The sequence below is a fragment of the Streptomyces sp. NPDC002181 genome (assembly GCF_042890485.1).
In the GTDB taxonomy this organism is placed as follows: domain Bacteria; phylum Actinomycetota; class Actinomycetes; order Streptomycetales; family Streptomycetaceae; genus Streptomyces.
This window is the reverse complement of the sequence record NZ_JBIASC010000001.1, coordinates 526907-547962: the sequence shown is the minus strand read 5'-3', so window position 1 is coordinate 547962 and position 21056 is coordinate 526907. Positions and strand designations below refer to the sequence as shown.

Here is a 21056-nt window from a genome sequence, read left to right as displayed (position 1 = left end):
GGCGGGCCCGACGAGGTCCGTCACGGACAGCACTGAGCCCCGGACCGAAAACTTCTCGGTCCGGGGCTCAAGAGCACGTTGCTGAGCGCTGGTGTGGTGTTGCTACGCGCTGCGGCTCGAGGCTCGAAAGTCGATGTCAGGCGGTGGCGTTACGCGCCCGATTGCGAGCGGCGCGGCGCTTCATCGCGCGGCGCTCGTCCTCGCTGAGACCGCCCCAGACGCCGGAGTCCTGACCGGACTCAAGCGCCCACTGCAGGCACTGCTCCATGACGGGGCAGCGGCGGCAGACGGCCTTGGCTTCCTCGATCTGCAGCAGCGCAGGACCGGTGTTGCCGATGGGGAAGAAGAGTTCCGGGTCTTCCTCGCGGCAAACGGCGTTGTGACGCCAGTCCATGGCTGCTCCATCTCCTTGTATTGCGGGCAGGTTGCTTGTGAATGTGAACGCTTTCACGAATCCCCCCGTGAGGGAAGGGCGACCGCCCAGTTTCCTGGAAGGTCAGTCAGGGACTCGTGGAGGGGTTCTGGCGGTCTGTGTGGGTGCCGGGTTCTGCGGGCTGTCCCGATCGCCATGAAGAGATTCGCAAACCTCGGACGGGGATACAACCCCTTCCGGAAAGTTTTTTTTGATTCGTCGGTGTCTACTAGGTCACAGCCCTACATCGTGAGGGTGGACCGGCGTGTAAACGTTCGAGTGAAAGGACTTTAGGCCCTTCCACTCACACAATCACACGCAGTGCCCGGCGTACGCCTGTGAACCGAACGCTGGTGCGCAGACCGAGGTGGTCTCCGTCCATCTGGAACGGAAGTGGAACCTTCGAATGCAAGGTGAAGTCCGTCAGATCGTGCAGAGACACCGCATGCTTGCCGCGCGGACCCCGCTCAGGAGTCGAGGTCAGGAGCTGTGTGGCGTAGCGGGCGACGGCCGGAGTTGACAAACGGTTGAGTGCCAATACGTCAAGCGCAGTATCGAACGACGCCTCCGGTGAGGCGTAAATCGGACGATTCCCCAGATACGTCCAGGGCGAGGTGTTGCAGACTATCGACAGCACCAGGTCCGTCACGGGATCCGCGCCGGGACGCTCCAGCGTCACCGCGCCGCGGCGCCGGTTCGGCTCGTCCCAGAACTGGCGCATCAGCTGTCGTACATAGAGGGCGTGCGTCGAACGCTTGCCGCGCTCCCGCTGCTGCTCGACCCGGCCCACCACCCCCGCGTCGAAACCGAAGCCCGCGCAGAACGTGAACCAGCGCGCCGGAACCGACTCGTCCTCCGTGCCCGGCGTGCCGGCCGCCAGCCCCAGCCCCACCGTCCGCTCGCGCTGCTCGCGCAGTGCGTCGAGCAGGGCGCCGGTCGCCTCGACCGCGTCGTTCGGCAGTCCGAGCGCGCGGGCGAAGACATTGGTCGAACCGCCGGGGACCACCGCGAGCCGGGGCAGCCGATCCGGATCCGGCCCGTTGTGCAGCAGTCCGTTGACCACCTCGTTGACCGTGCCGTCGCCGCCGAGCGCCACGACGAGGTCGATGCCGTGCTCGGCCGCCCGGCGGCCCAGGTCCCGGGCGTGCCCGCGGTACTCGGTGGTCACCGCCTCCAGCTTCATCTCGCTGGCCAGGGCGTGGGTCAGGACGTCGCGCGTGCGCGCACTGGTGGTCGTTGCTGCTGGGTTGGCCACGAGAAGTGCACGCATGACCGCCAGCCTACCGACCCGTACGGACGCCGCCCATACTGCCCGTCCCGTACCGGGCCGCGCGGGCGCGGCTACCCTGCTGGGGTGAGTACGAAGCCCGCCCCCGCCCCCGCCCAGCCGACCGCCCCGCTGCCCGGACGGCTCACCGCCGCCGCCGCGCTGACCGCCCTGGAGGGCCTGGCGCTGGCCGGCCTCGGGGCGTACCTGCTGTTCGTGGGCATCGCCGGCGACGCCGACTCCCCGCAGCAGGCCGAGACCGGCGGGATCACCCTGCTCGTGCTCGCGGCGCTGCCGCTGATCGCGGCCCGCGGGCTGCGGCAGGGCCGCCGCTGGAGCCGTGGGCCGGCGCTGATCACCCAGCTGATGGCGCTGCCGGTGGCGTGGACCCTGTACTCCACGGGCGGGGCGATGATCGCCGCCGCCGTGGCGCTGGCCGTGGCCGCGGTGGCCGTCGTGGCCCTGCTGGTGAACCCGACGGCGACCGAGGCGCTGGGAATCGGGCCCGGCGAGCAGACCCGATAGCCCGTACTGCGGTCCGTACCGCTGTCCCCGCTGCTGTCCCTACTCCTCGACGAGGAGCTTCTCGCGGAGCTGGGCCAGGGTGCGGGCCAGCAGGCGCGAGACGTGCATCTGGGAGATTCCGACCTCCTGCGCGATCTGCGACTGGGTCATGTTGCCGAAGAAGCGCAGCAGCAGGATCCGCTTCTCCCGCGGGGGCAGCCCCTCCAGGAGCGGCTTGAGCGACTCGCGGTACTCGACCCCTTCCAGGGCCTCGTCCTCCGCGCCCAGGGTGTCCGCCACCGCCGGCGACTCGTCGTCGGTGTCGGGGACGTCGAGGGAGAGCGTGCTGTAGGCATTGGCCGATTCCAGCCCCTCCAGCACCTCCTCCTCGGAGATCCCGAGCCGTTCCGCGAGCTCGTGGACGGTGGGGGAGCGGCCGTGCTGCTGGGACAGTTCGGCCGTGGCCGTGGTCAGCGAGAGCCGCAGTTCCTGCAGGCGCCGCGGCACGCGCACCGCCCAGCCCTTGTCGCGGAAGTGCCGCTTGATCTCGCCGACGACGGTGGGCGTCGCGTAGGTGGAGAACTCGACCCCGCGGTCCGGGTCGAAGCGGTCCACCGATTTGATCAGGCCGATGGTGGCGACCTGAGTCAGGTCGTCCAGCGGCTCACCGCGGTTGCGGAACCGCCGGGCGAGGTGCTCGACCAGCGGCAGGTGCATCCGTACGAGCCGGTTGCGCAGCTCCGCCTTCTCCACCGAGCCGTCGGGCAGCGCCCGCAGCTCGATGAACAGGGCCCGCGCGCCGCTGCGGTCGCGCGGATCGGGCAGCACCGGGGGCACCGGCAGCAGCGGCGGCTCCGCCTCCGCCTGTGCCCCCACCGGTTCCGGTTCCGTGTCCGGGGCCGTGGCAGCGGCCCCGGGTGGCTGTGAAACGTGTGGTTCTTCGTGCTGGTTCTCGCTCATAGGGCCCGCCCGTCGCTCCGCCGAGTCCAAAAAGCCGTCTTCCGCATCCGCGTCAGCCGGGTGCGGCCGGGCGTGGTGCTGCTCCGGGATGCCGCCGTCGACCTCGTGCCGTACCCGGGGCCGATCCCCGCCCCGCACCGGGATCTCCCCGCCGTTCACGCCGGGCCTGGACCCGCGCCGCGCTGTTTGTAGAGGCTGATGCTCACCGTCCGGTCCTCCTCGACCGTGGACTCGACCTTGCCGGCCAGGGCCGACAGGACGGTCCAGGCGAACGTGTCGCGCTCCGGCGCACGTCCGTCCGTGGTCGGTGCGGAGACCGTCACCTCCAGCGAGTCGTCGACCAACCGGAACACGCAGCTGAGGACGGAGCCGGGCACGGCCTGTTGGAGCAGGATCGCGCAGGCCTCGTCCACCGCGATGCGGAGGTCCTCGATCTCGTCGAGGGTGAAGTCCAAACGTGCGGCGAGGCCGGCCGTGGCCGTTCGCAGCACCGACAGGTAGGCACCCGCAGCGGGCAGCCGGACTTCCACGAAGTCCTGGGTCCCGGGCTCGCCTGCGATCTGGGACACCCTCACCTCCAAGGTGGTACGAGCTCTGTTCGCCGGTGACGCTATCGCGATCCGGGCGATCGTGTCGCGGCACCCCTCATGGCACCCGTTTCAGGCACCCCCGCCTACGGCCAGTGACTGATGGTATGCCCTTGGGTACGCACAGTGGCTAGGGGTCTGCGGGCCCAAATCGGGGGAACCGGCGGAGGGTTGACCTACCCCTCCTCAGACGATCGAACCGTCGACATAACACCACCGCCAGGTCTCGCCCGGCTCGAAGCTCCGCATGACCGGATGACCGGTGCTCTGGTGGTGCGCGGTGGCGTGCCGGTGCGGCGAGGAATCGCAGCATGCCACGTACCCGCACTCCAGGCACATGCGCAACTGCACCGGATGGCTGCCGAGGGCAAGACATTCAGAGCATGTCAGGGCAGAGGGGACGGGCTCGGGGCGCGTCAGTTCGGGAACGTGGGTGCACTCGCTCATGATGGCCAGCGTACTGACGTACGGGCGCCGCAGGACGACATGGCGATCAGCCACGACGAGCGAGGGTGGATCTTCGATGGAGGTATTGCCGCTGGTGGCGCTGGTGGCGGGCAGCGCGATCGTGGCCGGGGCCGCCCGCTGGACCCGGGTGTCCGCGCCGCTGCTGCTGGTCGCCGCCGGCCTGATGGCCTCGTACGTCCCGGGCGTGCCCTCGTACGCCCTCGACCCGCACATCGTGCTGCCGCTGCTGCTGCCGCCGCTGCTGTACACGGCCGCGGTGGACAGCTCGTACCTGGACCTGCGCGCGAACATGCGGCCCGTGGCGATGCTCTCGGTCGGGTACGTGCTCTTCGCGACGGTCGCCGTCGGGTACGTGGCGTACCTGGCGGTGCCGGGGCTGACGCTGCCGGTGGCGCTGGTGCTGGGCGCGGTGATCGCGCCGCCCGACGCGGTGGCGGCGACGGCGATCGCCCGCAAGCTGGGGCTGCCGAACCGGATCACGACCATCCTCCAGGGCGAGTCCCTGGTCAACGACGCCACCGCGATCACCGCGTACAAGGTGGCGCTGGCGGCGGCGGTCGGGGTGAGCGCCGGCTGGGCGGGCGGCATCGCGGAGTTCCTGCTGGCCTCGGTGGGCGGCGTGGGCGTGGGCCTGGTGCTGATGGTGCCGATCCACCACCTGCGCAAGCGGCTGCGGGAGCCGCTGCTGCAGAACACCCTGTCGCTGCTGATCCCCTTCGTGGCGTACGCGGCGGCCGAGCGCGTGCACGCCTCGGGCGTGCTCGCGGTGGTCGTGGTCGCCCTGTACCTCGGGCACCGGAACTGGCAGGTCGACTTCGCGACCCGGCTCCAGGAGGAGGCGGTGTGGCGGATGATCGCCTTCATCCTGGAGTCGGTGGTCTTCGCGCTGATCGGCCTCCAGCTGCCGGTCGTGCTGAAGGGGCTCGGGGAGTACGAGGGCTGGCACGCGGCGACGTACGCGGTCATCGTGTTCGTGGCGGTGGTGGTGGCCCGCTTCGTGTGGGTGTTCCCGGCGACCTTCCTGCCGCGGCTCTCGGACCGCATCCGCGAGCGGGAACCGGACACCAACTGGAAGTCGCCGGTGATCGTGGGCTGGGCCGGGATGCGGGGGGTGGTCTCGCTGGCGATCGCGTTCTCGGTGCCGATCAGCGTGCCGCACCGCAACCTGATCCTCTTCCTGACCTTCACGACGGTGATCGGCACGCTGGTGGTGCAGGGGCTGACGCTGCCGCCGCTGATCCGGCTGCTGCGGCTGCCGCCCCGGGACGTGCAGGCGGAGACGCTGGCCGAGGCCCAGGCCCAGAGCGAGGCCTCGCGCGCGGCGGAGGACCGCCTGGCGGAGCTGCTGGCGGAGCCGGAGAACGCGCTGGCGCCGCCGCTGGCGGAGCGGCTGCGCACGGTCATGGAGCGGCGGCGCAACGCGGTCTGGGAGCGGCTGGGGGAGGTCAACGCGGTCACCGGCGAATCGGCGGACGACGTCTACCGGCGCCTGGCGCGGGAGATGATCGCGTCCGAACGGGAGGTCTTCGTGACCCTGCGCGACCAGCGCCGCATCGACGACGAAATGCTCCGGACCCTGCTGCGCAGACTGGACCTGGAGGAGGCGGCGGCGTACCGCGAGGACGCGGCCTGACTCCCCGGGCGGGGGCGCCGCCGCTCAGGGGCGGCCGGTGACGACGGCGGTCACGGACGTGCCCGCAGGGAACGCCCCCGACTCCGTGAGCGCCGCCAGGGCCCACAGCAGCTTGGCCACGTAGATCCGCTCGACGGCGAACCCGTGCCGCTCCTCGAAATCGGCGGCGAAGGCCTCCAGCCGCGCGGGCACCCGCGCGTACCCGCCGTGGTGGAACCCCTCGGCCAGGCTCCACGCCCCGGCCGGCCCACCGAACGCCGCCTCCTGGAGGGAACGTATCTCCGCGCCCAGGAACTCACCCGCCAGTACGGGAACCCCCAGCGCCCGCTGCCCCGGGCCGAGCCCCGCCGCCAGCCCGGCCAGCGTTCCGCCCGTACCGCATGCCACGGCGACCACGTCCGACACGCCCCGCAGCTCGCGCCCGAGCCCGGCGCACCCCTCCAGCGCGAGCGCGTTGCTCCCGCCTTCGGGGACGACGTACGAGGCCCCGGCCCCGGCCGCCGCCAGCAGCCGTGCCCGCTCCCGCGGTTCGGCCTTGCGCCGGTACTCCGAACGCGTGACGAAGCACAGCCGCATCCCGTCCGCCGCGCACCGCGCCAGCGAATCGTTGAGCGGCCGGTCCGCGAGCTCGTCGCCCCGGACGATGCCCACGGTCGGCATCCCCAGCAGGCGCCCGGCCACCGCCGTGGCCCGCAGGTGGTTGGAGTACGCCCCGCCGAAGGTCACGACCCCGGGGAATCCCCCCTCGACGGCGGCCCGCAGGTTCGGCGCGAGCTTGCGCCACTTGTTCCCGGGCAACTCGGGGTGGACCAGGTCGTCCCGCTTCACGAGCAGCCGCACCCCGTGCCGCCCGAACCGCTCGTCAGAAACCTCCACCACCGGCGAAGCCGGCCGGGGCTGGAGGAGGACACCGAGGTCAGGGGAGCGGTTCACCCGCCCATTGTCCGCCGCGCGCCCCCGGCCGGGAGGCGGGGGCCAGGCGGTCCTCCTATTTGAGGCGCTCGCCGACCCGGGCGCGGAAGGCGTCCATCGTGAAGCCCTTCGGGTCGATCTTGCCCGGCTGCCATTCCCGGTGGCCGATCACCGAGCGCTCGGTCCAGCCGTGCGCCCGGCACAGGGCCGCCGCCGCGCGGGCCATGGCGTCCAGCTGGACCTCCGGCCAGGGGTCGTGGCCGTCGCCGAGGTTCTCGCACTCGAAGCCGTAGAAGTGCCGGTTGCCGTCGGTGTCCGCGTGGCGGTCCGGCGGCAGCCGCTTCTCCGCGATCACCGCCGCCAGGACGTCGGAGTCGCCCGCCCCGGCATGGTTGGCGCGGCCGTAGCCGACCAGGTGGACCCGGCCGTCCTTGGTGATCACGCCGTGGCAGAGCGGGCCGGGGAGGGCCGCGTCGCCGTCGCGGCACAGTTCCACGGTGAACTTCGTGCCGTGCGTGACGGTGTGGTGGATCATCACCCCGTTCACCGGGCCCCACGGGCCCTTGTGGTTGCGGTTGTGGGTGCGCCAGGCGCCGACCTCGACGACGGTCAGACCCTCGTTCCGCAGTGCGCCGATGAACCGGTCCGCGGACATGGGTGCGGACATGGCCGCCTCCTCTCCGGGTGCGCGGTGGTCACCTTTCGTGTCCACCTCGTTGCTCTCCGGTGTAGTGGAGGCGGTCCTTCCGGGCTAGTTCCTTCGTACAGTGAGCGAGCCGATCCGGACACTCGTCCCGGCCGGCCCACCCGCCTCGGGAGTTACACGGAAGCCGGGCCGGAGGCCTCCGCCGAGGCCAGCCACAGGTCCGGGCCGAACACCTCGTAGTGGATGTCCGCGGCCGGTACGCCCCGGGCGAGCAGCTGCGCGCGTACGGACCGCATGAAGGGGAGCGGCCCGCACAGGTACGCCGTCGTTCCCGGGGCCACCGTCACGTCCGCCAGGTCGAGGCGGCCCTCGCCGTCGCCCGGCTCGGCGGCGGCCTCGTACCAGAAGCGGGCCGAGCCGTCGGCGAGCTTGTGGGTCAGGGCCCGGTGGTCGGCCCGCAGCGCGTGGTCGGCGGGCGAGCGGTCGGCGTGCAGGACGGTCACCGGGGCGGTGTGGCCGGTGTCGGCGAGGTGTTCCAGCATCGACAGCATCGGGGTGCAGCCGATCCCGGCCGAGGCGAGCAGGACCGGCGCGGCGGAGTCCCGCAGGACGAGGTCGCCGTACGGGGCCGAGACCCGCAGGGCGTCCCCGGTCGCGATCCGGGCGTGCAGGTGGTTCGACACCTCGCCGTCGGGGCCCTCTCCGCGGACCCGCTTGACGGTGATCGAGCGGACCGGGGAGCCGGGTGCGCCGGAGAGGCTGTACTGGCGTATCTGCCGGGCCCCGTCGGCCAGTTCCACCTGGACCGAGACGTACTGGCCGGGCTTGAAGGAGGGGGCCGGGGCGCCGTCGGCCGGGGTCAGGTGGAAGGTGGTGCAGTCCGCGGTCTCCTCGACGCGGGCGGCGACCGTCCAGGTGCGCCAGACGTCGCCGGCCAGGACCTGCTGCCCGGCGTAGAGCCGCTCCTCAAGGGCGATCAGGGCGTTGGCCATCAGCCAGTAGACCTCGTCCCAGGCCTCGGCCACCTCCGGGGTGACGGCCTCGCCGAGGATCTCGGCGATCGCCGCGAAGAGGTGCCGGTGGACCACCTGGTACTGCTCGCGCGTGACGCCGAGCGAGGCGTGCTTGTGCGCGATGCGCTCCAGCATCACGTCGGGGCGGGTGTCCGGGCGGGCGACGAGGTGGGTCGCGAAGGCGGCGATGGAGCCGGCGAGGGCCTGCTTCTGGAGGCCGGCGTTCTGGTTGCCGCGGTTGAACAGGTCCCGCAGGAGCTCCGGGTGGGCCGCGAACAGCTTCTCGTAGAAGAGGTCCGCGATGTCGCCGATGGCCGCGCCGACGGCGGGCAGGGTGGCGCGTACGGTCTCGGTCGACTTCTCGGACAGCATGGGGGCTCCTCTTCGCGTGCACATCGACTAATAGGTATTTGGGATGCTTATTTTTGGGTGCGGGCGCGCCCGGGTACACCCGTTCGGGCCGTTGATGTCAGGTGGTGCGAACCGGCCACCGGCCGGCCGGCAGGGCCGACCGGCAGAAGCGGCCGGCCGGGGCGGCCGGTCCCGGCGCTCAGGGGCTCGGGGTCCGCCCCGGCGGCCCGCCCGAGATGCCCAGCAGCAGCGGGCCGGTCGGTGCCGCGACGAGGTCGTTCACCGTGAGCGGGTCCAGCGCGGCGAAGAACGCCTCCTGGGCCCGGCGCAGCGCGCCCCGCAGGACGCACGCCCCGCGCAGCGGGCAGGGGGTGGTGCCCTCGCAGTCCACGACGTCGCCCGCGCCCTCCAGCTCGCGGACCACCCCGCCCACCGAGGCGGCCCGCCCGGAGGCGGTCAGGGCGAGCCCGCCGCCGCGGCCGCGCCGCGCCTCGACCAGGCCGAGGTGCTGGAGCCGGGCGACCACCTTCGCCGTGTGCGTGTACGGAACCTCCATGGTCGCCGCCACGTCGCGCGTGGTCGGGAGGTCCGCGTCCGCGACGGCCAGGCGCATCAGGACGCGCAGCGCCAGGTCGGTGAATCGGGTCAGCCGCATGCCGCCACCCTAGAAAACTAACATCTGACATGCAAGTTAAAGTCGGCCCGCGCCCGCCCCGGAATGCCGGGTGGCCGGAACCGGCGGGGTGGAAGCGGGCTCGCGCGAAGGAGGTGAACTCCAAAGAGTGCCCACACCCGGACGGAGTAGTCCCACCCTTTTGTGTAATGGTCCCACCACGTTCCGCACTGGAAGGCTGCATCCCGCAGATCCATGGAGTGATCGAAAGGGATACACATGTCGGTCCAGGCAGGTTCCGAATCCGAGGTCCAGGCACCGCAGAGGAGTCTTGCGACCGCGGCCGCGCGGAACTTGGCAACCACGACCAAGTCCGCGCCGCAGATGCAGGAGATCACCTCCCGGTGGCTCCTGAAGATGCTCCCGTGGGTCTCCGTGCAGGGCGGCACGTACCGGGTCAACCGGCGGCTGAGCTACTCGGTCGGCGACGGACGCGTGGAGTTCATCAAGACCGGGACCCAGGTCCAGGTCATCCCGGCCGAGCTCGGCGAACTGCCGCTGCTGCGCACCTACGAGGACCAGGACGTGCTCACCGAGCTCGCCCAGCGGTGCCGGCAGGTCGACTTCGAGGCCGGGCAGGAGCTGACCTCCTTCGGCAGCGCCTCCGACAACGTGTTCCTGCTGGCGCACGGCCGCATCGAGCAGATCGGCCCCGGCCCGTACGGCGACGACGCCGTCCTGCGGACCGTCGCCGACGGCGCCTACTTCGGCGAGGACTCCCTCGTCGACGAGGAGGCGATCTGGGAGTACACCGCCCGCGCCGTCACCTCCGGCACCGCGCTCGTCCTGTCCCGCCAGGACTTCCAGCTGCTCGCCGACCGCGTCGACTCGCTGCGCGCGCACGTGGAGGCCCAGCGCGCCCTGCCCGCCCAGCGCTCCAACCAGTACGGCGAGGCCGCGATCGACCTCTCCGCCGGCCACCACGGCGAGGCCGTCCTGCCCGGCACCTTCGTGGACTACGAGGCCAGGCCGCGCGAGTACGAGCTCTCCATTGCACAAACGGTCCTGCGGGTGCACACGCGCGTCGCCGACCTCTACAACCAGCCGATGAACCAGACCGAGCAGCAGTTGCGGCTCACGGTCGAGGCGCTGCGCGAGCGCCAGGAGCACGAGATGCTCAACAACCCGGAGTTCGGCCTGCTCCACAACGCCGACTACGACCAGCGCATCCAGCCGCACGACGGCGGCCCCACCCCCGACGACATGGACCAGCTGCTCAGCATGCGGCGCGGCTCCGACATGTTCCTCGCCCACCCCAAGGCCATCGCCGCCTTCGGCCGCGAGTGCAACAAGCGCGGCCTGGTCCCGGAGACGATCGACGTCGGCGGCACCCGGATGACGACCTGGCGGGGCGTCCCGATCTTCCCGTGCAACAAGATCCCGATCAGCGACGCCCGGACGACGTCCATCCTCTGCATGCGCACCGGCGAGGACGAGTCCGGCGTCATCGGCCTCCACCAGCCCGGCATCCCGGACGAGATCGAGCCGAGCATGTCGGTGCGCTTCATGGGGATCAGCGAGCAGGCGATCATCTCGTACCTGGTGACCGCCTACTTCTCGGCGGCGGTCCTGGTGCCGGACGCGCTCGGCATCCTGGAGAACGTCGAGATCGCCCGCTGGCGCTGAACGGCCGGCCGAACGGGACCACCGGGGATCGGGGATCGGGGACACGCCATGGGTACCACTGAGGCGATCACGACCGGCGAGGGGCACGAGGCCGCGGCCCTGCTGGAGCGGACAAGGGAAACGGTCAACCCGGAACTGCGCCGTGCGGTCGAGAGCCTGCCCGGCTCGATGCGGCGCGTGGCGATGTACCACTTCGGCTGGGAGCGGGCGGACGGCACCCCGGACGCCGGCAACGGGGGCAAGGCCATCCGGCCCGCCCTCGTGCTCGCCGCGGCCCGGGCCCTGCGGGGCGGCCGGGACGGGGACGAGAAGGAGGCCGAGGGCGTCGTACGGGCGGCGACGGCCGTCGAGCTGGCGCACAACTTCACGCTGCTGCACGACGACGTCATCGACAAGGACGCCAAACGCCGGGGCAGACCCACCGCCTGGACCGTGTTCGGGATACCGGACGCGATCATCACCGGCGACGCGATGATGGCGCTCGCGACGCGGATGCTGGCGCAGGATCCGCACCCCGCCTCGGCGGCGGCCTCGGCGCGGCTCGCGGCCTGCGTCATCGAGCTGTGCGCCGGCCAGCAGGCCGACTGCGCGTTCGAGCAGCGCCCGCACGTCTCCCTCGACGAGTGCCTGACCATGGCGACGGCCAAGACCGGGGCCCTGCTGGGCTGCGCCTGCGCGCTCGGGGCGCTCTACGCGGGTGCCGGGCCGGACGAGGTCGACGCGATGGACGCGTTCGGGCGGGAGGCCGGGCTGGCCTTCCAGCTGATCGACGACCTGATCGGCATCTGGGGGGACCCGGGGCACACCGGCAAGCCCGCCGGGGCCGATCTGATCGCCCGCAAGAAGTCCCTCCCGGTCGTGGCCGCCCTTACCTCGGGCACCGCGGCCGGCGAGGAGCTGGCGGCCCTGTACGCCGGCCCCATGGCCGGGGACGACGTACGCAGGGCCGCCGAGGCGGTGGACCGGGCCGGCGGGCGCGACTGGGCGCAGGCCCATGCCGCGGACCGGATGGGCCGGGCGGTGCAGCTGCTGTCCCGGGCCGTGCCGGACCTGGGGGCGGCCGGCGGGCTGCTGGCGCTGGCGGAGTTCGTGACGCGGCGTACGAGGTGAGGGCGTAGCGGGCCGCCGCGCCGCGCGCGCAAGCCCTGTTCCGGCACCTCATGGTGCCGGAACAGGGCTTTCCGCGGCTCCGGGCCAACTCTAGGATCGCTCGCGGTAGTTGAGACGCGAGCGAAGGGTGTGACCAGTGGCGCTGGAGATACGTCGGGCCGACCAGTCGGACCGGGACGCGGTGGCCCGCCTCCTCGACGAGGCCTTCCGCACCGACCCCGTGAGCAGCTGGGTCTTCCCGGATCCGGCGCACCGGGCCGCGGTGCACGTCAAGTTCCTGGGCGTCTTCGTGGACGTGGCACTGGAGGAGGGCCGGATCGACTACGCGGTGGACGGCTCGGCGGCCGCCCTGTGGCTGCGCGTCCCGGCGGGGGATCCGGAGGGGGACCAGGAGGGGGGAGCCTCCGAGGACGACGTGCCGGCGCGGATGCGGGAGGCCGCCGACCCCGACAACGAGCGGTGCGAGCTGGTGGGCCGGCTGACCGGCGAGGTCCACCCCACCGCCGAGGAGCACGAGTACCTCCTGATGATCGCGGTCGCCCCGGACCGCCAGGGCGAGGGCCTCGGTACGGAGCTGATGCGTCCGGTGCTGGAGCGCTGCGACCGCGAGGGCGTGCCGGCCTATCTGGAGGCGAGCAGCGAACGCAGCAGGGGGCTGTACGAGCGGCTCGGCTGGACGTGCACGGGCGAGGCGGTGCGGCTGCCGCAGGGCCCGCTGATGTGGCCGATGTGGCGCAAGCCGCAGGGGACGGCGGCGTAAGGACCGCGAGCGCGCACGCGCGGTACCGCCGCGATCGCGGTACGTCGCCGGGCGCCGGGGGACCGGTGGGGACCGCCGGGCGCCGGGGACCGCCGGACGCGCGGAACCGGCCTACCGTGGAGGTATGGCCGGTGAACAGCGTCAAACGCAGGATCGGCGCCACCCGCAGCCGCACGAGGTGGTGGCCCCGCAGGCCGGGCACGATCAGCTCGCGTGCCCGGTCTGCGGTCGCTCCGTCGACACCCTCGTACGGCGGCGCAAGGCGCTCGGGATCTTCATCCCGGAGTGGGTTCCGGGTCCCTGCGGGAACCCGGACTGCCCGGAGTACGAAGCAGAGGTGGCCAAACTGCCAGAGCTCTGACTATCCCTTCGTCCCCAGGCCCGACGCGGCCAGCCCGTTGACCCACAGCTGGTTCACGCGGGAGCGCTCGGCGCTGTTCGGGTACGGGTTCTGGCAGGAGGTGCCGGGGCCGCCGCCCGACATCAGCTCGGAGCAGGGCCCCGAGTAGTGGTCCGGCAGGCCGAGCACGTGTCCGGTCTCGTGCGCGGTCACCCGGGTGGAGTTGTACTGCTGGTTCTGCCGGTAGTCGAGGAAGATGTAGCCCCGGCCGTGGCCGTCCGTGCTCGCGTACGAACCGCGCGAGTCGTTGCCCTCGTAGTACGAGAAGTTCCCGCCGGAGGAGACCTCCTGGAGCTTCACGTTCGAGACCGAGCTGTTCCATATCTGGGTGGAGCTGGCTATCTGGCTGCGGAAGCTGGGCGCGTTGCGCGTGTTGTACGTGACGGTCACCGCGAGGACGCCCGGGTTGGCGGCGCGCTGCTCGGCGACCGAGCGCTGCACGGCCTCGAAGAAGGCGCGGTTCGCGTCCTGGTTCTCCTGCGAGCGCTCGTACGCCGAGTAGCTCGCGGAGTTGCCGACGGGAGCGGGGGCGGCGCTGGCGGTGGGGACGGCGCCGAGCGCGGCGGCGAAGCCGAGGCCGATGCCGGCGGCCAGGACGGCCTTTCGGGACGTACGGGAGTGGCGCATGTGGGGGGCTCCTACTCATCCGGTGCGGGGGGTGGGTCGTTCGGTACCGGAGTCTGCGGGAGCGGGAGCGGCCGGCGGATGATGTCAGCCACCGATAGCGCAGCCCTATCGGGAAGATTTCGGAAGGTCAACTTCCGTGAGAATGGCGGGATTCGATGGGGTATCAGTGGCTGGTGCGGTCCGCTGGGACCGGCCTACCCTCGGGTCATGGAGCTTGAGGTGAGGCACCTGCGCGCACTGTGCGCCATTGCCGACGCCGGCAGTCTGCACAAGGCCGCGCGGCAGCTCGGCGTGAGCCAGCCCTCCCTGACGACCCAGCTGCGCCGCATCGAACGCGCCCTGGACGGCGAACTGTTCCTGCGTGAGCGCACCGGCTGCCGGCCCACCCCCTTCGGCCGCACCGTGCTCGGCCGGGCCCGGCCGCTGCTGGCCGAGATGGCCGCGCTCGTCGCCGAGGCCAGGGCGCTGGCGCGCGGGCCGCGGCTGAGGATCGGCTCCACCGCCAGCCGCGCGATACCCGGGTGGCTGCGCCGGATCCACCGCAGGATGCCGGACACCGAGACCTCGCTGGTGGTGGACGTCTCGGCCAACGCCCTGCTGCGGATGGTGGCTTCGGGCCAGCTGGACGTCGCCTTCGTCCACGAGGTGGAGGGCAGCCCGCTGTGGATGCCCGCGGGGCTGGAACTGCGGGTCCTGATGGAGCGGGAGCCGCAGTTCGTGTCGATGTCCCGGGACCATCCGGCGGCGCGCCGGCCGGTGGTCGAGTTACAGGACCTGGCGGCCGACCGGTGGACGGTCGACCCCTCCGTGGACGGCGAATGGGACGGCCTGCGCCGCGTGTTCGCCGGGGCCGGGCTGGACCCGCCCGTCCTGCACGCCGACTACCACACCGCCACCTCGCTCATCGTCTCCGGCGAGGCGGTGGCCCCCTGCCAGCCGACGTCGGGGCCGCGCGACGACATGGCGATCCGCCCGCTGTCCGGCGACCCCCTGGCGGTCCGGCTGCTGCTGGCCTCCCGCCCGGGCGCGCACGCCGAGGTCTTCGAGGACCTCCGCGCCGCCTACCGCGAGGCCGCCCTGCGCACACCCCCGTACCGCGCCTGGCTCCACCACCACGAAAGCCCCCTCCTGGCCGCGTAGGGACCGCCGCCGACTCGCGACACAACGCGACTGCCCGCCGAGATGAGGCTTGACTTCGGCGTGCCGCGATATATCGTGTTCATCACAGACGCGATATGTTGCGTCCCGTGCCCGTACGCCGAGGAGGCTCAAGCACCATGGCAGAGCAGAAGACGTGGTCGATCGCCGAACCGCAGAAGCTCACCTTCGAGGAGCCGGTGACCGAGCTCCGCGTCCGCGTCGTCGGCGGCACGGTGAACGTCGTCGCCGACGAGGGTCCGGCCCGGCTGGAGGTGACCGCCCTCGACGGGCCGCCGCTGTACGTCGTGCAGGACGGCGCCACCCTCACCGTCTCCTACGAGGACCTCCCCTGGAACGGCGCCCAGGGCTTCAAGGAATGGTTCGAGGCCAAGCCCTGGAAGTCCTGGTCCCGCACGGGGCTGGGCCGCAAGGCCTGGGAGCGCAGCGCCACCGTGACCCTGACCGTTCCCGCCGCCACCCGCGTGCAGCTCGCGGCCGTCAGCGCCGCCGCGGTCGTCTCCGGCATCGCCGCCGACACCGACGTCCACGGGGTCTCCGGCGACGTCACGCTGGTCGGCCTGTCCGGCAAGGTCGGCGCGAACACCGTGTCCGGCGGCGTCGAGGCCCAGTCCCTCACCGGAAAGCTCGGCTTCCACTCCGTCTCCGGCGGCCTGACCGTCGTCGACGGCGCCGGCGGCAGCGTACGGGCCGACTCGGTCAGCGGCGACATGCTCGTCGACCTCGCCCCCGACCCGGCCGCCCCGCTTCCGGTGGACATCTCCCTGAACTCCGTCTCCGGGCAGGTGGCGATCCGCCTCCCGCACCCGGCCGACGCCCGCGTGGAGGCCAACACCACCACCGGCAGCCTCTCCAACGCCTTCGAGGACCTGGTCGTCTCCGGCAACTTCGCCGCCAAGCACATCACCGGCACGCTCGGCTCCGGTGCCGGCACGCTGCGGGCCACCACCGTCTCGGGTTCCATCGCCCTGCTGCGCCGCCCGGCCGCCGACGCCGCGGCCGACGAAGGCTCCGCCGCCCCGCTCGCGCTCGACAAGAAGGTGCTCTGACATGCCGCCCGTCTTCGCCCACGGCCGCCTCCGCCTCTACCTGCTCAAGCTGCTGGACGAGGCCCCGCGGCACGGGTACGAGGTGATCCGCCTGCTGGAGGAGCGCTTCCAGGGCCTGTACGCGCCCTCCGCGGGCACGGTGTACCCCCGGCTGGCCAAGCTGGAGGCCGAGGGTCTGGTCACGTACGCCACCGAAGGCGGGCGCAAGGTGTACTCCATCACCGAGGCGGGCCGTGCCGAACTGGCCGACCGCGGCGGTGAGCTCGCCGACCTGGAGCTGGAGATCCGCGACTCCGTCTCCGAACTGGCCGCCGAGATCCGCGACGACGTACGGGGCGCCGCCGGCGCGCTGCGGCGCGAGATGCGGGCCGCGGCCTCGGCCTCGGCGACCCCGGTCGAGGACGCGTCCTGGGCGGCGGCCAAGGAGGAGCTGCGCAAGGCGAAGCAGGAGTGGAAGGAGCAGGCGCGCCGGGCGAAGGACGAGAGCCGCCGGGCCCGCGAGGAGGCGCAAGCGGCCCGCCGCCAGGCCAAGGAGGCGCAGGATCGGGCGCGCGAGGAGGTCATGCGGATCGCGAGCCAGTTCCAGGAGCAGTTCGCGAAGTCCGGCGGGATGCTGGGCAATCTGGCCGGCAGCTGGCTCGGCGGCACCGCCACCGGCACCGCCACCGGTACGAGCTCCGGCACCGGGACCGGCAAGGACACCCCGGCCGCCGCCCCCTCGGCCGCCGCCGACCCGCGCTGGGCCGAGGACCTCGCCCCCACCGGCGACCCGGCCCGGGACCTGGACCGGCTGCTGGACCGCTTCCGTGACGACGTGCGCGACGCGGCCCGCGACCACGGGGTCACCCCGGCCAAGCTGGCCGAGGCCCGCGCCCACCTCGCGGCGGCCGCGGACCGCCTCGCCGAGACGCTCAGGCCCCGCCGGTAGCCCCTCGCGATACGTCGCGAGCCGTCAGCCGTCAGCCGTCAGCCGTCAGCGCCGCTTCCGCCGCCGCGTACGTGACGCCGTGGTCCGCCAGGACCTCGGCGGCCGTGCCCGGGAGCGAGAGCAGGGCCAGCAGCAGGTGCAGGGTGGCGATGTGGCCGTCGTGGCGGCCCAGCGAGATGCGCAGGGACTTCTCCAGGGTCTTCTTCGCTCCCTGGGCGAAGGGGACGTGCCGGCTCACCGGCTCCGCGCGGCCCAGCGCCGAGCGGAGCGAGGAGCCCAGGGTCCGCCGCCGCGGGGCCGCAGCGGCCAGTACGCCCTCGCCGTGGGCCTCCTCGACCCGGGAGACGATGGCGGTCAGGTCGATGCCGAGGCCCGCGAGGGCCTCCTCGTCCGCCCGGGACATGCCGCCCCTGCGGCGGGCCGCGGCGAGGTCCGCCGTCATCGCGGCGCGGTCCACGCCCAGCGGGTCCAACGCTCCCCGGCCCAGCAGGGCGAGCAGCAGGTGCTCCTCGGTGACGGTGGCGGCCCCTGTCCCGCGGGCCTCGGTCACGGCGGCCACCACGGTGTCCCGGGCGTCCCGCGTGAAGCGCTCGAACATCAGACCCTCCCGTGCTTCTTGTGTACGGCCTGCCGGCTGACGCCCAGCTCGGCCGCGATCTCCTGCCAGGACCACCCCTGCGCACGGGCGCTGCGCACCTGTACGGCCTCCAGCTGCTCCAGCAGCCTGCGGAGGGCGGCCACGGCACGCAGGCCCACGCGCGGATCACGGTCACCGGCCCGCTCGGCGAGATCGGTCGCTTCTGTCATGCCCGTCAATGTAGGTTGACAGGCATGAGGGTGTCAACCATTGTTGACGGCCCGGCGCCTACACCGTCAGGACGATCTTTCCGAACAGGTCGCCCGCCTCCAGCTTCTCGAAGCCCTCGCGCGCCCGGTCCAGCGGCAGGACCTCGTCGATCACCGGCCGCACCCCGGTGGCCGCGCAGAACGCCAGCAGGTCCTCCAGCTCGTCCTTCGACCCCATCGTGGAGCCGGCCACCTTGAGCTCCAGGAAGAAGATCCGCGTCAGCTCGGCGTGCGCCGGCCGGTCCCCGCTCGTGGCGCCCGAGATGACCAGGGTGCCGCCGGGGCGCAGTGATTTGACCGAGTGCGACCAAGTGGCGGCGCCGACCGTCTCGATCACCGCGTCCACCCGCTGCGGGAGCCGCGCACCGGGCTCGTAGGCCTCCACCGCGCCCAGCTCCACCGCCCGCTTGCGCTTGGCCTCGTCCCGGCTGGTGGCGAAGACCCGCAGGCCCGCCGCCTTGCCGAGGACGATCGCGGCGGTGGCGACGCCGCCGCCCGCGCCCTGCACCAGTACCGAGTCGCCCGGGCGCACGCCCGCGTTGGTGAACAGCATCCGGTACGCCGTCAGCCAGGCCGTCGGCAGGCAGGCGGCCTCTTCGAACGACAGCTCGGCGGGCTTGCGCAGCACGTTCCAGGCGGGGACGGTCACCTGCTCGGCGAAAGTGCCCTGGTACCGCTCGGTCAGGATCGAGCGCGGCTCGTCGGGGCCGACGCCGTGGCCGCTCTGGCCGATCACGGAGTGCAGGACGACCTCGTTGCCGTCCTGGTCGGTGCCGGCGGCGTCGCAGCCGAGGATCATCGGGAGTTTGTCCTCGCCGAGGCCGACCCCGCGCAGCGACCACAGGTCGTGGTGGTTGAGGGAGGCGGCCTTGACGTTCACGGTCACCCAGCCGGGGCGGGCCTCGGGGGCCGGGCGCTCGCCCAGCACGAGGCCGCTCAGCGGCTGGTCACGGTCGATTCGGGCGGCGTAGGCAGCGAACATGCCGCGACGCTACCGCTCGGTAGCGCCTCGGGCCAGACCCGCCGGGTCCGTGGCGGTGAGGCCTTCGTCGCATGTCGCCCGGACGGATCGGCGGCCGCGGGCGGGAACCGTGCGGGGGTGCTCCGGCGTCCAGATCAGACCGTCCGGTAGTCGAACGGAATCATTCGTTGCCTGCTCAACTAACCGCGCCACGTGCGGTCTTGTGCTTCCGGGGGGCGAAAGCGGAACGTCGGGATCAAGCCTCGGGGGGCGGTAATATTCACGCCATGCCGCCCGGCTCGCCATGAGCCTGCCGCTTTGTGGCCGCATTCTCATTGACGGAGCGTCAGCTCCGTCGGGGCGCCGGGGCGGGGCATCCCCTCCCGGCTCGGGGGTGGGGAGGGTGTGCCCAACAGAAAGAGGGGCCCGGCCGGATGTGCATCCGGCCGGGCCCCTCTTCGCGTACCGCTGCCGGTCAGGCCAGGCGGGCCACGCCGTCGGCCTTGGCCGCCGCCGCGACCGCGGCCGCGACGGCCTCGGCGACGCGCGCGTCGAACGGAGACGGGATCACGTAGTCGGCGGCGAGCTCGTCACCCACGACGCCGGCGATGGCGTCGGCGGCGGCGATCTTCATGCCCTCGGTGATGCGGCTGGCGCGGACCTTCAGGGCGCCCGCGAAGATGCCCGGGAACGCCAGCACGTTGTTGATCTGGTTCGGGAAGTCGCTGCGGCCCGTGGCCACGACCGCCGCGTACTTGTGCGCGACGTCCGGGTGGACCTCCGGGTTCGGGTTGGCCATGGCGAAGACGAAGGCGTTCTTCGCCATCGAGGCCACCGCCTCCTCCGGCACGGTGCCGCCGGAGACGCCGATGAACACGTCGGCGCCGTTGAGGGCCGCTTCCAGGGAGCCGGTCTGGCCGGTCTTGTTCGTCAGGCCCGCGATCTCCGCCTTGACGTCCGTCAGGTCGGAGCGGTCGGCGGAGACGACGCCCTTGCGGTCGGTGACGCAGACGTCGCCGATGCCCGCGTCCACGAGGATCTTGGCGATGGCGATGCCCGCCGCGCCCGCGCCCGAGATCACGGCGCGCAGGTCGCCGAGCGTGCGCCCGGTCAGCTTCGCGGCGTTGCGCAGGGCGGCCAGGGTCACGATCGCCGTGCCGTGCTGGTCGTCGTGGAAGATCGGGATGTCCAGGGCTTCCTGGAGCCGGCGCTCGATCTCGAAGCAGCGGGGGGCGGAGATGTCCTCCAGGTTCACCCCGCCGAAGGACGGCGCCAGACGGATGACCGTCTCGACGATCTCGTCCGCGTCCTTGGTCGCGAGCGCGATCGGCACCGCGTCCACACCGCCGAACTGCTTGAACAGGATGGCCTTGCCCTCCATCACGGGGAGGGAGGCCTCGGGACCGATGTCACCGAGTCCGAGCACGGCCGTACCGTCGGTGACGACGGCGACCACGTTGGACTTCCAGGTGTACTCGTTCACCAGCTCGGGCTGCTCCGCGATGGCGCTGCAGACCTTCGCCACGCCCGGCGTGTACGCGAGGGACAGGTCGTCCTTGTTCTGGACCGGCACCGTGGCCTGGATGGCCATCTTGCCGCCCCGGTGCAGCGCGAACACCGCGTCCGGGTTGTTGTCCGTCGCGCTGTCGCTGCGAGGATTGACGATCTCCGCTGCCACTTTCTTGGCCCCTTAGGTCTTTGAATCGTTGAGGGTGACCACACCTGGTTAAGGGGTGGGCGGGCACCGCGTCCGTACTCCGCATCGACGGTTGGACCGTCTCCGCGAAGGGGAGGTTCGTACGCGCGGGCGCGCCGCACGCGCGCCCTGAGCCCCGGATGAGGGGTGTAAGGATCCGTTGTACCCGAAGAACGCTCACCCAGACGAGTCGATTCCTGCTCGACTGTAGACCTCTTGTCCTGTTTTCGGCGAAAGGTCCAAACGTCTCTGTCCAATGGACGAGACGGACCGCAAATACTCCGTCAAAAAGGCCAGGTCACAGCTGTTCCTCCGGCCGCGAACCCCCCATTCCGCAGGCCTGTTGGGTACCACGGCCCACCCGTTATCCGATTTTGACCTGACGAACTGCCTGAATGCGTCAGTCCGAATGGCAAGATGCCGTAATCACACGAGGTCGCGACACTCGAAGGTGCGTGCTCGACCCGTT

Annotated in this window: 23 protein-coding genes; 9 read left to right on the top strand and 14 right to left on the bottom strand. The window is 72.0% G+C overall.

From position 1 onward, the window contains the following. Positions 1-136: 136 nt before the first annotated feature. Both ACFYXV_RS02485 and ACFYXV_RS02480 read right to left on the bottom strand, forming a co-directional pair. Positions 137-394 carry a WhiB family transcriptional regulator gene (locus ACFYXV_RS02485; protein WP_004937597.1) on the bottom strand — a complete coding sequence of 86 codons (258 nt, stop codon included), beginning with the start codon at positions 392-394 and terminating at the stop codon, positions 137-139. Between the two features lie 322 nt (positions 395-716). Next, complete coding sequence (locus tag ACFYXV_RS02480; RefSeq protein WP_383339812.1) at positions 717-1682, bottom strand: diacylglycerol/lipid kinase family protein; 966 nt, start codon at positions 1680-1682, stop codon at positions 717-719. A gap of 84 nt (positions 1683-1766) precedes the next feature. On the opposite strand from ACFYXV_RS02480, the gene ACFYXV_RS02475 reads away from it, so the two are divergent. Beyond that, complete coding sequence (locus ACFYXV_RS02475; protein ID WP_385465163.1) at positions 1767-2204, top strand: hypothetical protein; 438 nt, start codon at positions 1767-1769, stop codon at positions 2202-2204. Between the two features lie 39 nt (positions 2205-2243). Here the strand turns inward: ACFYXV_RS02475 and ACFYXV_RS02470 are convergent, their stop codons facing one another. From ACFYXV_RS02470 to ACFYXV_RS02460, 3 genes are all read right to left on the bottom strand, one after another. Further along, positions 2244-3302 (bottom strand): RNA polymerase sigma factor SigF, encoded by a 1059-nt coding sequence (locus tag ACFYXV_RS02470; protein WP_389381856.1) that lies wholly within the window; start codon positions 3300-3302, stop codon positions 2244-2246. Then, positions 3299-3712, bottom strand: coding sequence for an anti-sigma regulatory factor (locus ACFYXV_RS02465; protein WP_030153599.1), 414 nt, complete (start codon positions 3710-3712; stop codon positions 3299-3301). Before ACFYXV_RS02465 ends, ACFYXV_RS02470 begins: the two co-directional genes overlap by 4 nt. A gap of 204 nt (positions 3713-3916) precedes the next feature. Further along, positions 3917-4177, bottom strand: a complete 261-nt coding sequence (locus tag ACFYXV_RS02460) for a UBP-type zinc finger domain-containing protein (RefSeq protein WP_383340253.1) — start codon at positions 4175-4177, stop codon at positions 3917-3919. A 76-nt stretch (positions 4178-4253) separates the two neighbouring features. On the opposite strand from ACFYXV_RS02460, the gene ACFYXV_RS02455 reads away from it, so the two are divergent. Then, positions 4254-5831, top strand: coding sequence for a Na+/H+ antiporter (locus ACFYXV_RS02455; protein ID WP_385465169.1), 1578 nt, complete (start codon positions 4254-4256; stop codon positions 5829-5831). Positions 5832-5855: 24 nt separating this feature from the next. On the opposite strand, the gene ACFYXV_RS02450 is transcribed toward ACFYXV_RS02455, so the two are convergent. The 4 genes from ACFYXV_RS02450 to ACFYXV_RS02435 form a co-directional block, all read right to left on the bottom strand. Beyond that, entirely contained in the window at positions 5856-6764 is a 909-nt protein-coding gene (locus ACFYXV_RS02450) for a 1-aminocyclopropane-1-carboxylate deaminase/D-cysteine desulfhydrase (protein WP_389381855.1), read from the bottom strand. A gap of 55 nt (positions 6765-6819) precedes the next feature. Next, positions 6820-7410, bottom strand: a complete 591-nt coding sequence (locus ACFYXV_RS02445) for an N-acetylmuramoyl-L-alanine amidase (protein ID WP_385465195.1) — start codon at positions 7408-7410, stop codon at positions 6820-6822. A gap of 152 nt (positions 7411-7562) precedes the next feature. Further along, positions 7563-8774, bottom strand: coding sequence for a globin domain-containing protein (locus ACFYXV_RS02440; protein ID WP_389381854.1), 1212 nt, complete (start codon positions 8772-8774; stop codon positions 7563-7565). A gap of 178 nt (positions 8775-8952) precedes the next feature. Continuing rightward, entirely contained in the window at positions 8953-9408 is a 456-nt protein-coding gene (locus ACFYXV_RS02435) for an RrF2 family transcriptional regulator (protein ID WP_385465201.1), read from the bottom strand. A gap of 237 nt (positions 9409-9645) precedes the next feature. Here ACFYXV_RS02435 and ACFYXV_RS02430 point away from each other — a divergent pair, with 237 nt between their 5' ends. From ACFYXV_RS02430 to ACFYXV_RS02415, 4 genes are all read left to right on the top strand, one after another. Beyond that, positions 9646-11052 (top strand): family 2B encapsulin nanocompartment shell protein, encoded by a 1407-nt coding sequence (locus ACFYXV_RS02430; RefSeq protein WP_389381853.1) that lies wholly within the window; start codon positions 9646-9648, stop codon positions 11050-11052. 48 nt (positions 11053-11100) lie between these two features. Further along, complete coding sequence (locus tag ACFYXV_RS02425) at positions 11101-12162, top strand: family 2 encapsulin nanocompartment cargo protein polyprenyl transferase (RefSeq protein WP_385465207.1); 1062 nt, start codon at positions 11101-11103, stop codon at positions 12160-12162. Positions 12163-12298: 136 nt separating this feature from the next. Further along, complete coding sequence (locus tag ACFYXV_RS02420; RefSeq protein WP_385465210.1) at positions 12299-12922, top strand: GNAT family N-acetyltransferase; 624 nt, start codon at positions 12299-12301, stop codon at positions 12920-12922. 124 nt (positions 12923-13046) lie between these two features. Further along, complete coding sequence (locus ACFYXV_RS02415; protein ID WP_383339776.1) at positions 13047-13283, top strand: hypothetical protein; 237 nt, start codon at positions 13047-13049, stop codon at positions 13281-13283. On the opposite strand, the gene snpA is transcribed toward ACFYXV_RS02415, so the two are convergent. Further along, positions 13284-13949: a snapalysin gene (snpA, locus tag ACFYXV_RS02410; protein WP_383493296.1), complete on the bottom strand. Its 666-nt coding sequence runs from the start codon at positions 13947-13949 to the stop codon at positions 13284-13286. Between the two features lie 207 nt (positions 13950-14156). On the opposite strand from snpA, the gene ACFYXV_RS02405 reads away from it, so the two are divergent. The 3 genes from ACFYXV_RS02405 to ACFYXV_RS02395 all read left to right on the top strand — a co-directional run bounded on the left by ACFYXV_RS02405 (position 14157) and on the right by ACFYXV_RS02395 (position 17084). Then, positions 14157-15089 (top strand): LysR substrate-binding domain-containing protein, encoded by a 933-nt coding sequence (locus ACFYXV_RS02405; RefSeq protein ID WP_385465214.1) that lies wholly within the window; start codon positions 14157-14159, stop codon positions 15087-15089. 137 nt (positions 15090-15226) lie between these two features. Further along, positions 15227-16156, top strand: coding sequence for a DUF4097 domain-containing protein (locus ACFYXV_RS02400; RefSeq protein WP_385465217.1), 930 nt, complete (start codon positions 15227-15229; stop codon positions 16154-16156). A gap of 1 nt (position 16157) precedes the next feature. After that, entirely contained in the window at positions 16158-17084 is a 927-nt protein-coding gene (locus ACFYXV_RS02395; RefSeq protein WP_389381852.1) for a helix-turn-helix transcriptional regulator, read from the top strand. A gap of 31 nt (positions 17085-17115) precedes the next feature. Here the strand turns inward: ACFYXV_RS02395 and ACFYXV_RS02390 are convergent, their stop codons facing one another. The 4 genes from ACFYXV_RS02390 to ACFYXV_RS02375 form a co-directional block, all read right to left on the bottom strand. Continuing rightward, complete coding sequence (locus tag ACFYXV_RS02390) at positions 17116-17682, bottom strand: Clp protease N-terminal domain-containing protein (protein WP_385465223.1); 567 nt, start codon at positions 17680-17682, stop codon at positions 17116-17118. Continuing rightward, positions 17682-17891, bottom strand: a complete 210-nt coding sequence (locus tag ACFYXV_RS02385) for a helix-turn-helix domain-containing protein (RefSeq protein WP_008741547.1) — start codon at positions 17889-17891, stop codon at positions 17682-17684. The genes ACFYXV_RS02390 and ACFYXV_RS02385 overlap by 1 nt, the downstream gene beginning before the upstream one ends. A gap of 58 nt (positions 17892-17949) precedes the next feature. Further along, the gene (locus ACFYXV_RS02380; RefSeq protein WP_389381851.1) at positions 17950-18912 is read right to left on the bottom strand and encodes a zinc-binding dehydrogenase; all 963 of its coding nucleotides are present in this window, start codon (positions 18910-18912) and stop codon (positions 17950-17952) included. 454 nt (positions 18913-19366) lie between these two features. Further along, positions 19367-20569, bottom strand: a complete 1203-nt coding sequence (locus ACFYXV_RS02375) for an NADP-dependent malic enzyme (protein WP_383347444.1) — start codon at positions 20567-20569, stop codon at positions 19367-19369. Positions 20570-21056 lie beyond the last annotated feature (487 nt).

Excerpts from the sequence above, each read along its gene's own strand:
- ACFYXV_RS02485 (WP_004937597.1), bottom strand. The coding sequence starts at position 394 with ATGGACTGGCGTCACAACGCCGTTTGCCGCGAGGAAGACCCGGAACTC.
- ACFYXV_RS02480 (WP_383339812.1), bottom strand. The coding sequence starts at position 1,682 with ATGCGTGCACTTCTCGTGGCCAACCCAGCAGCAACGACCACCAGTGCG.
- ACFYXV_RS02460 (WP_383340253.1), bottom strand. The coding sequence starts at position 4,177 with ATGAGCGAGTGCACCCACGTTCCCGAACTGACGCGCCCCGAGCCCGTC.
- ACFYXV_RS02455 (WP_385465169.1), top strand. The coding sequence starts at position 4,254 with ATGGAGGTATTGCCGCTGGTGGCGCTGGTGGCGGGCAGCGCGATCGTG.
- ACFYXV_RS02445 (WP_385465195.1), bottom strand. The coding sequence starts at position 7,410 with ATGTCCGCACCCATGTCCGCGGACCGGTTCATCGGCGCACTGCGGAAC.
- ACFYXV_RS02440 (WP_389381854.1), bottom strand. The coding sequence starts at position 8,774 with ATGCTGTCCGAGAAGTCGACCGAGACCGTACGCGCCACCCTGCCCGCC.
- ACFYXV_RS02435 (WP_385465201.1), bottom strand. The coding sequence starts at position 9,408 with ATGCGGCTGACCCGATTCACCGACCTGGCGCTGCGCGTCCTGATGCGC.
- ACFYXV_RS02430 (WP_389381853.1), top strand. The coding sequence starts at position 9,646 with ATGTCGGTCCAGGCAGGTTCCGAATCCGAGGTCCAGGCACCGCAGAGG.
- ACFYXV_RS02425 (WP_385465207.1), top strand. The coding sequence starts at position 11,101 with ATGGGTACCACTGAGGCGATCACGACCGGCGAGGGGCACGAGGCCGCG.
- ACFYXV_RS02415 (WP_383339776.1), top strand. The coding sequence starts at position 13,047 with ATGGCCGGTGAACAGCGTCAAACGCAGGATCGGCGCCACCCGCAGCCG.
- snpA (WP_383493296.1), bottom strand. The coding sequence starts at position 13,949 with ATGCGCCACTCCCGTACGTCCCGAAAGGCCGTCCTGGCCGCCGGCATC.
- ACFYXV_RS02405 (WP_385465214.1), top strand. The coding sequence starts at position 14,157 with ATGGAGCTTGAGGTGAGGCACCTGCGCGCACTGTGCGCCATTGCCGAC.
- ACFYXV_RS02400 (WP_385465217.1), top strand. The coding sequence starts at position 15,227 with ATGGCAGAGCAGAAGACGTGGTCGATCGCCGAACCGCAGAAGCTCACC.
- ACFYXV_RS02395 (WP_389381852.1), top strand. The coding sequence starts at position 16,158 with ATGCCGCCCGTCTTCGCCCACGGCCGCCTCCGCCTCTACCTGCTCAAG.
- ACFYXV_RS02390 (WP_385465223.1), bottom strand. The coding sequence starts at position 17,682 with ATGTTCGAGCGCTTCACGCGGGACGCCCGGGACACCGTGGTGGCCGCC.
- ACFYXV_RS02385 (WP_008741547.1), bottom strand. The coding sequence starts at position 17,891 with ATGACAGAAGCGACCGATCTCGCCGAGCGGGCCGGTGACCGTGATCCG.
- ACFYXV_RS02380 (WP_389381851.1), bottom strand. The coding sequence starts at position 18,912 with ATGTTCGCTGCCTACGCCGCCCGAATCGACCGTGACCAGCCGCTGAGC.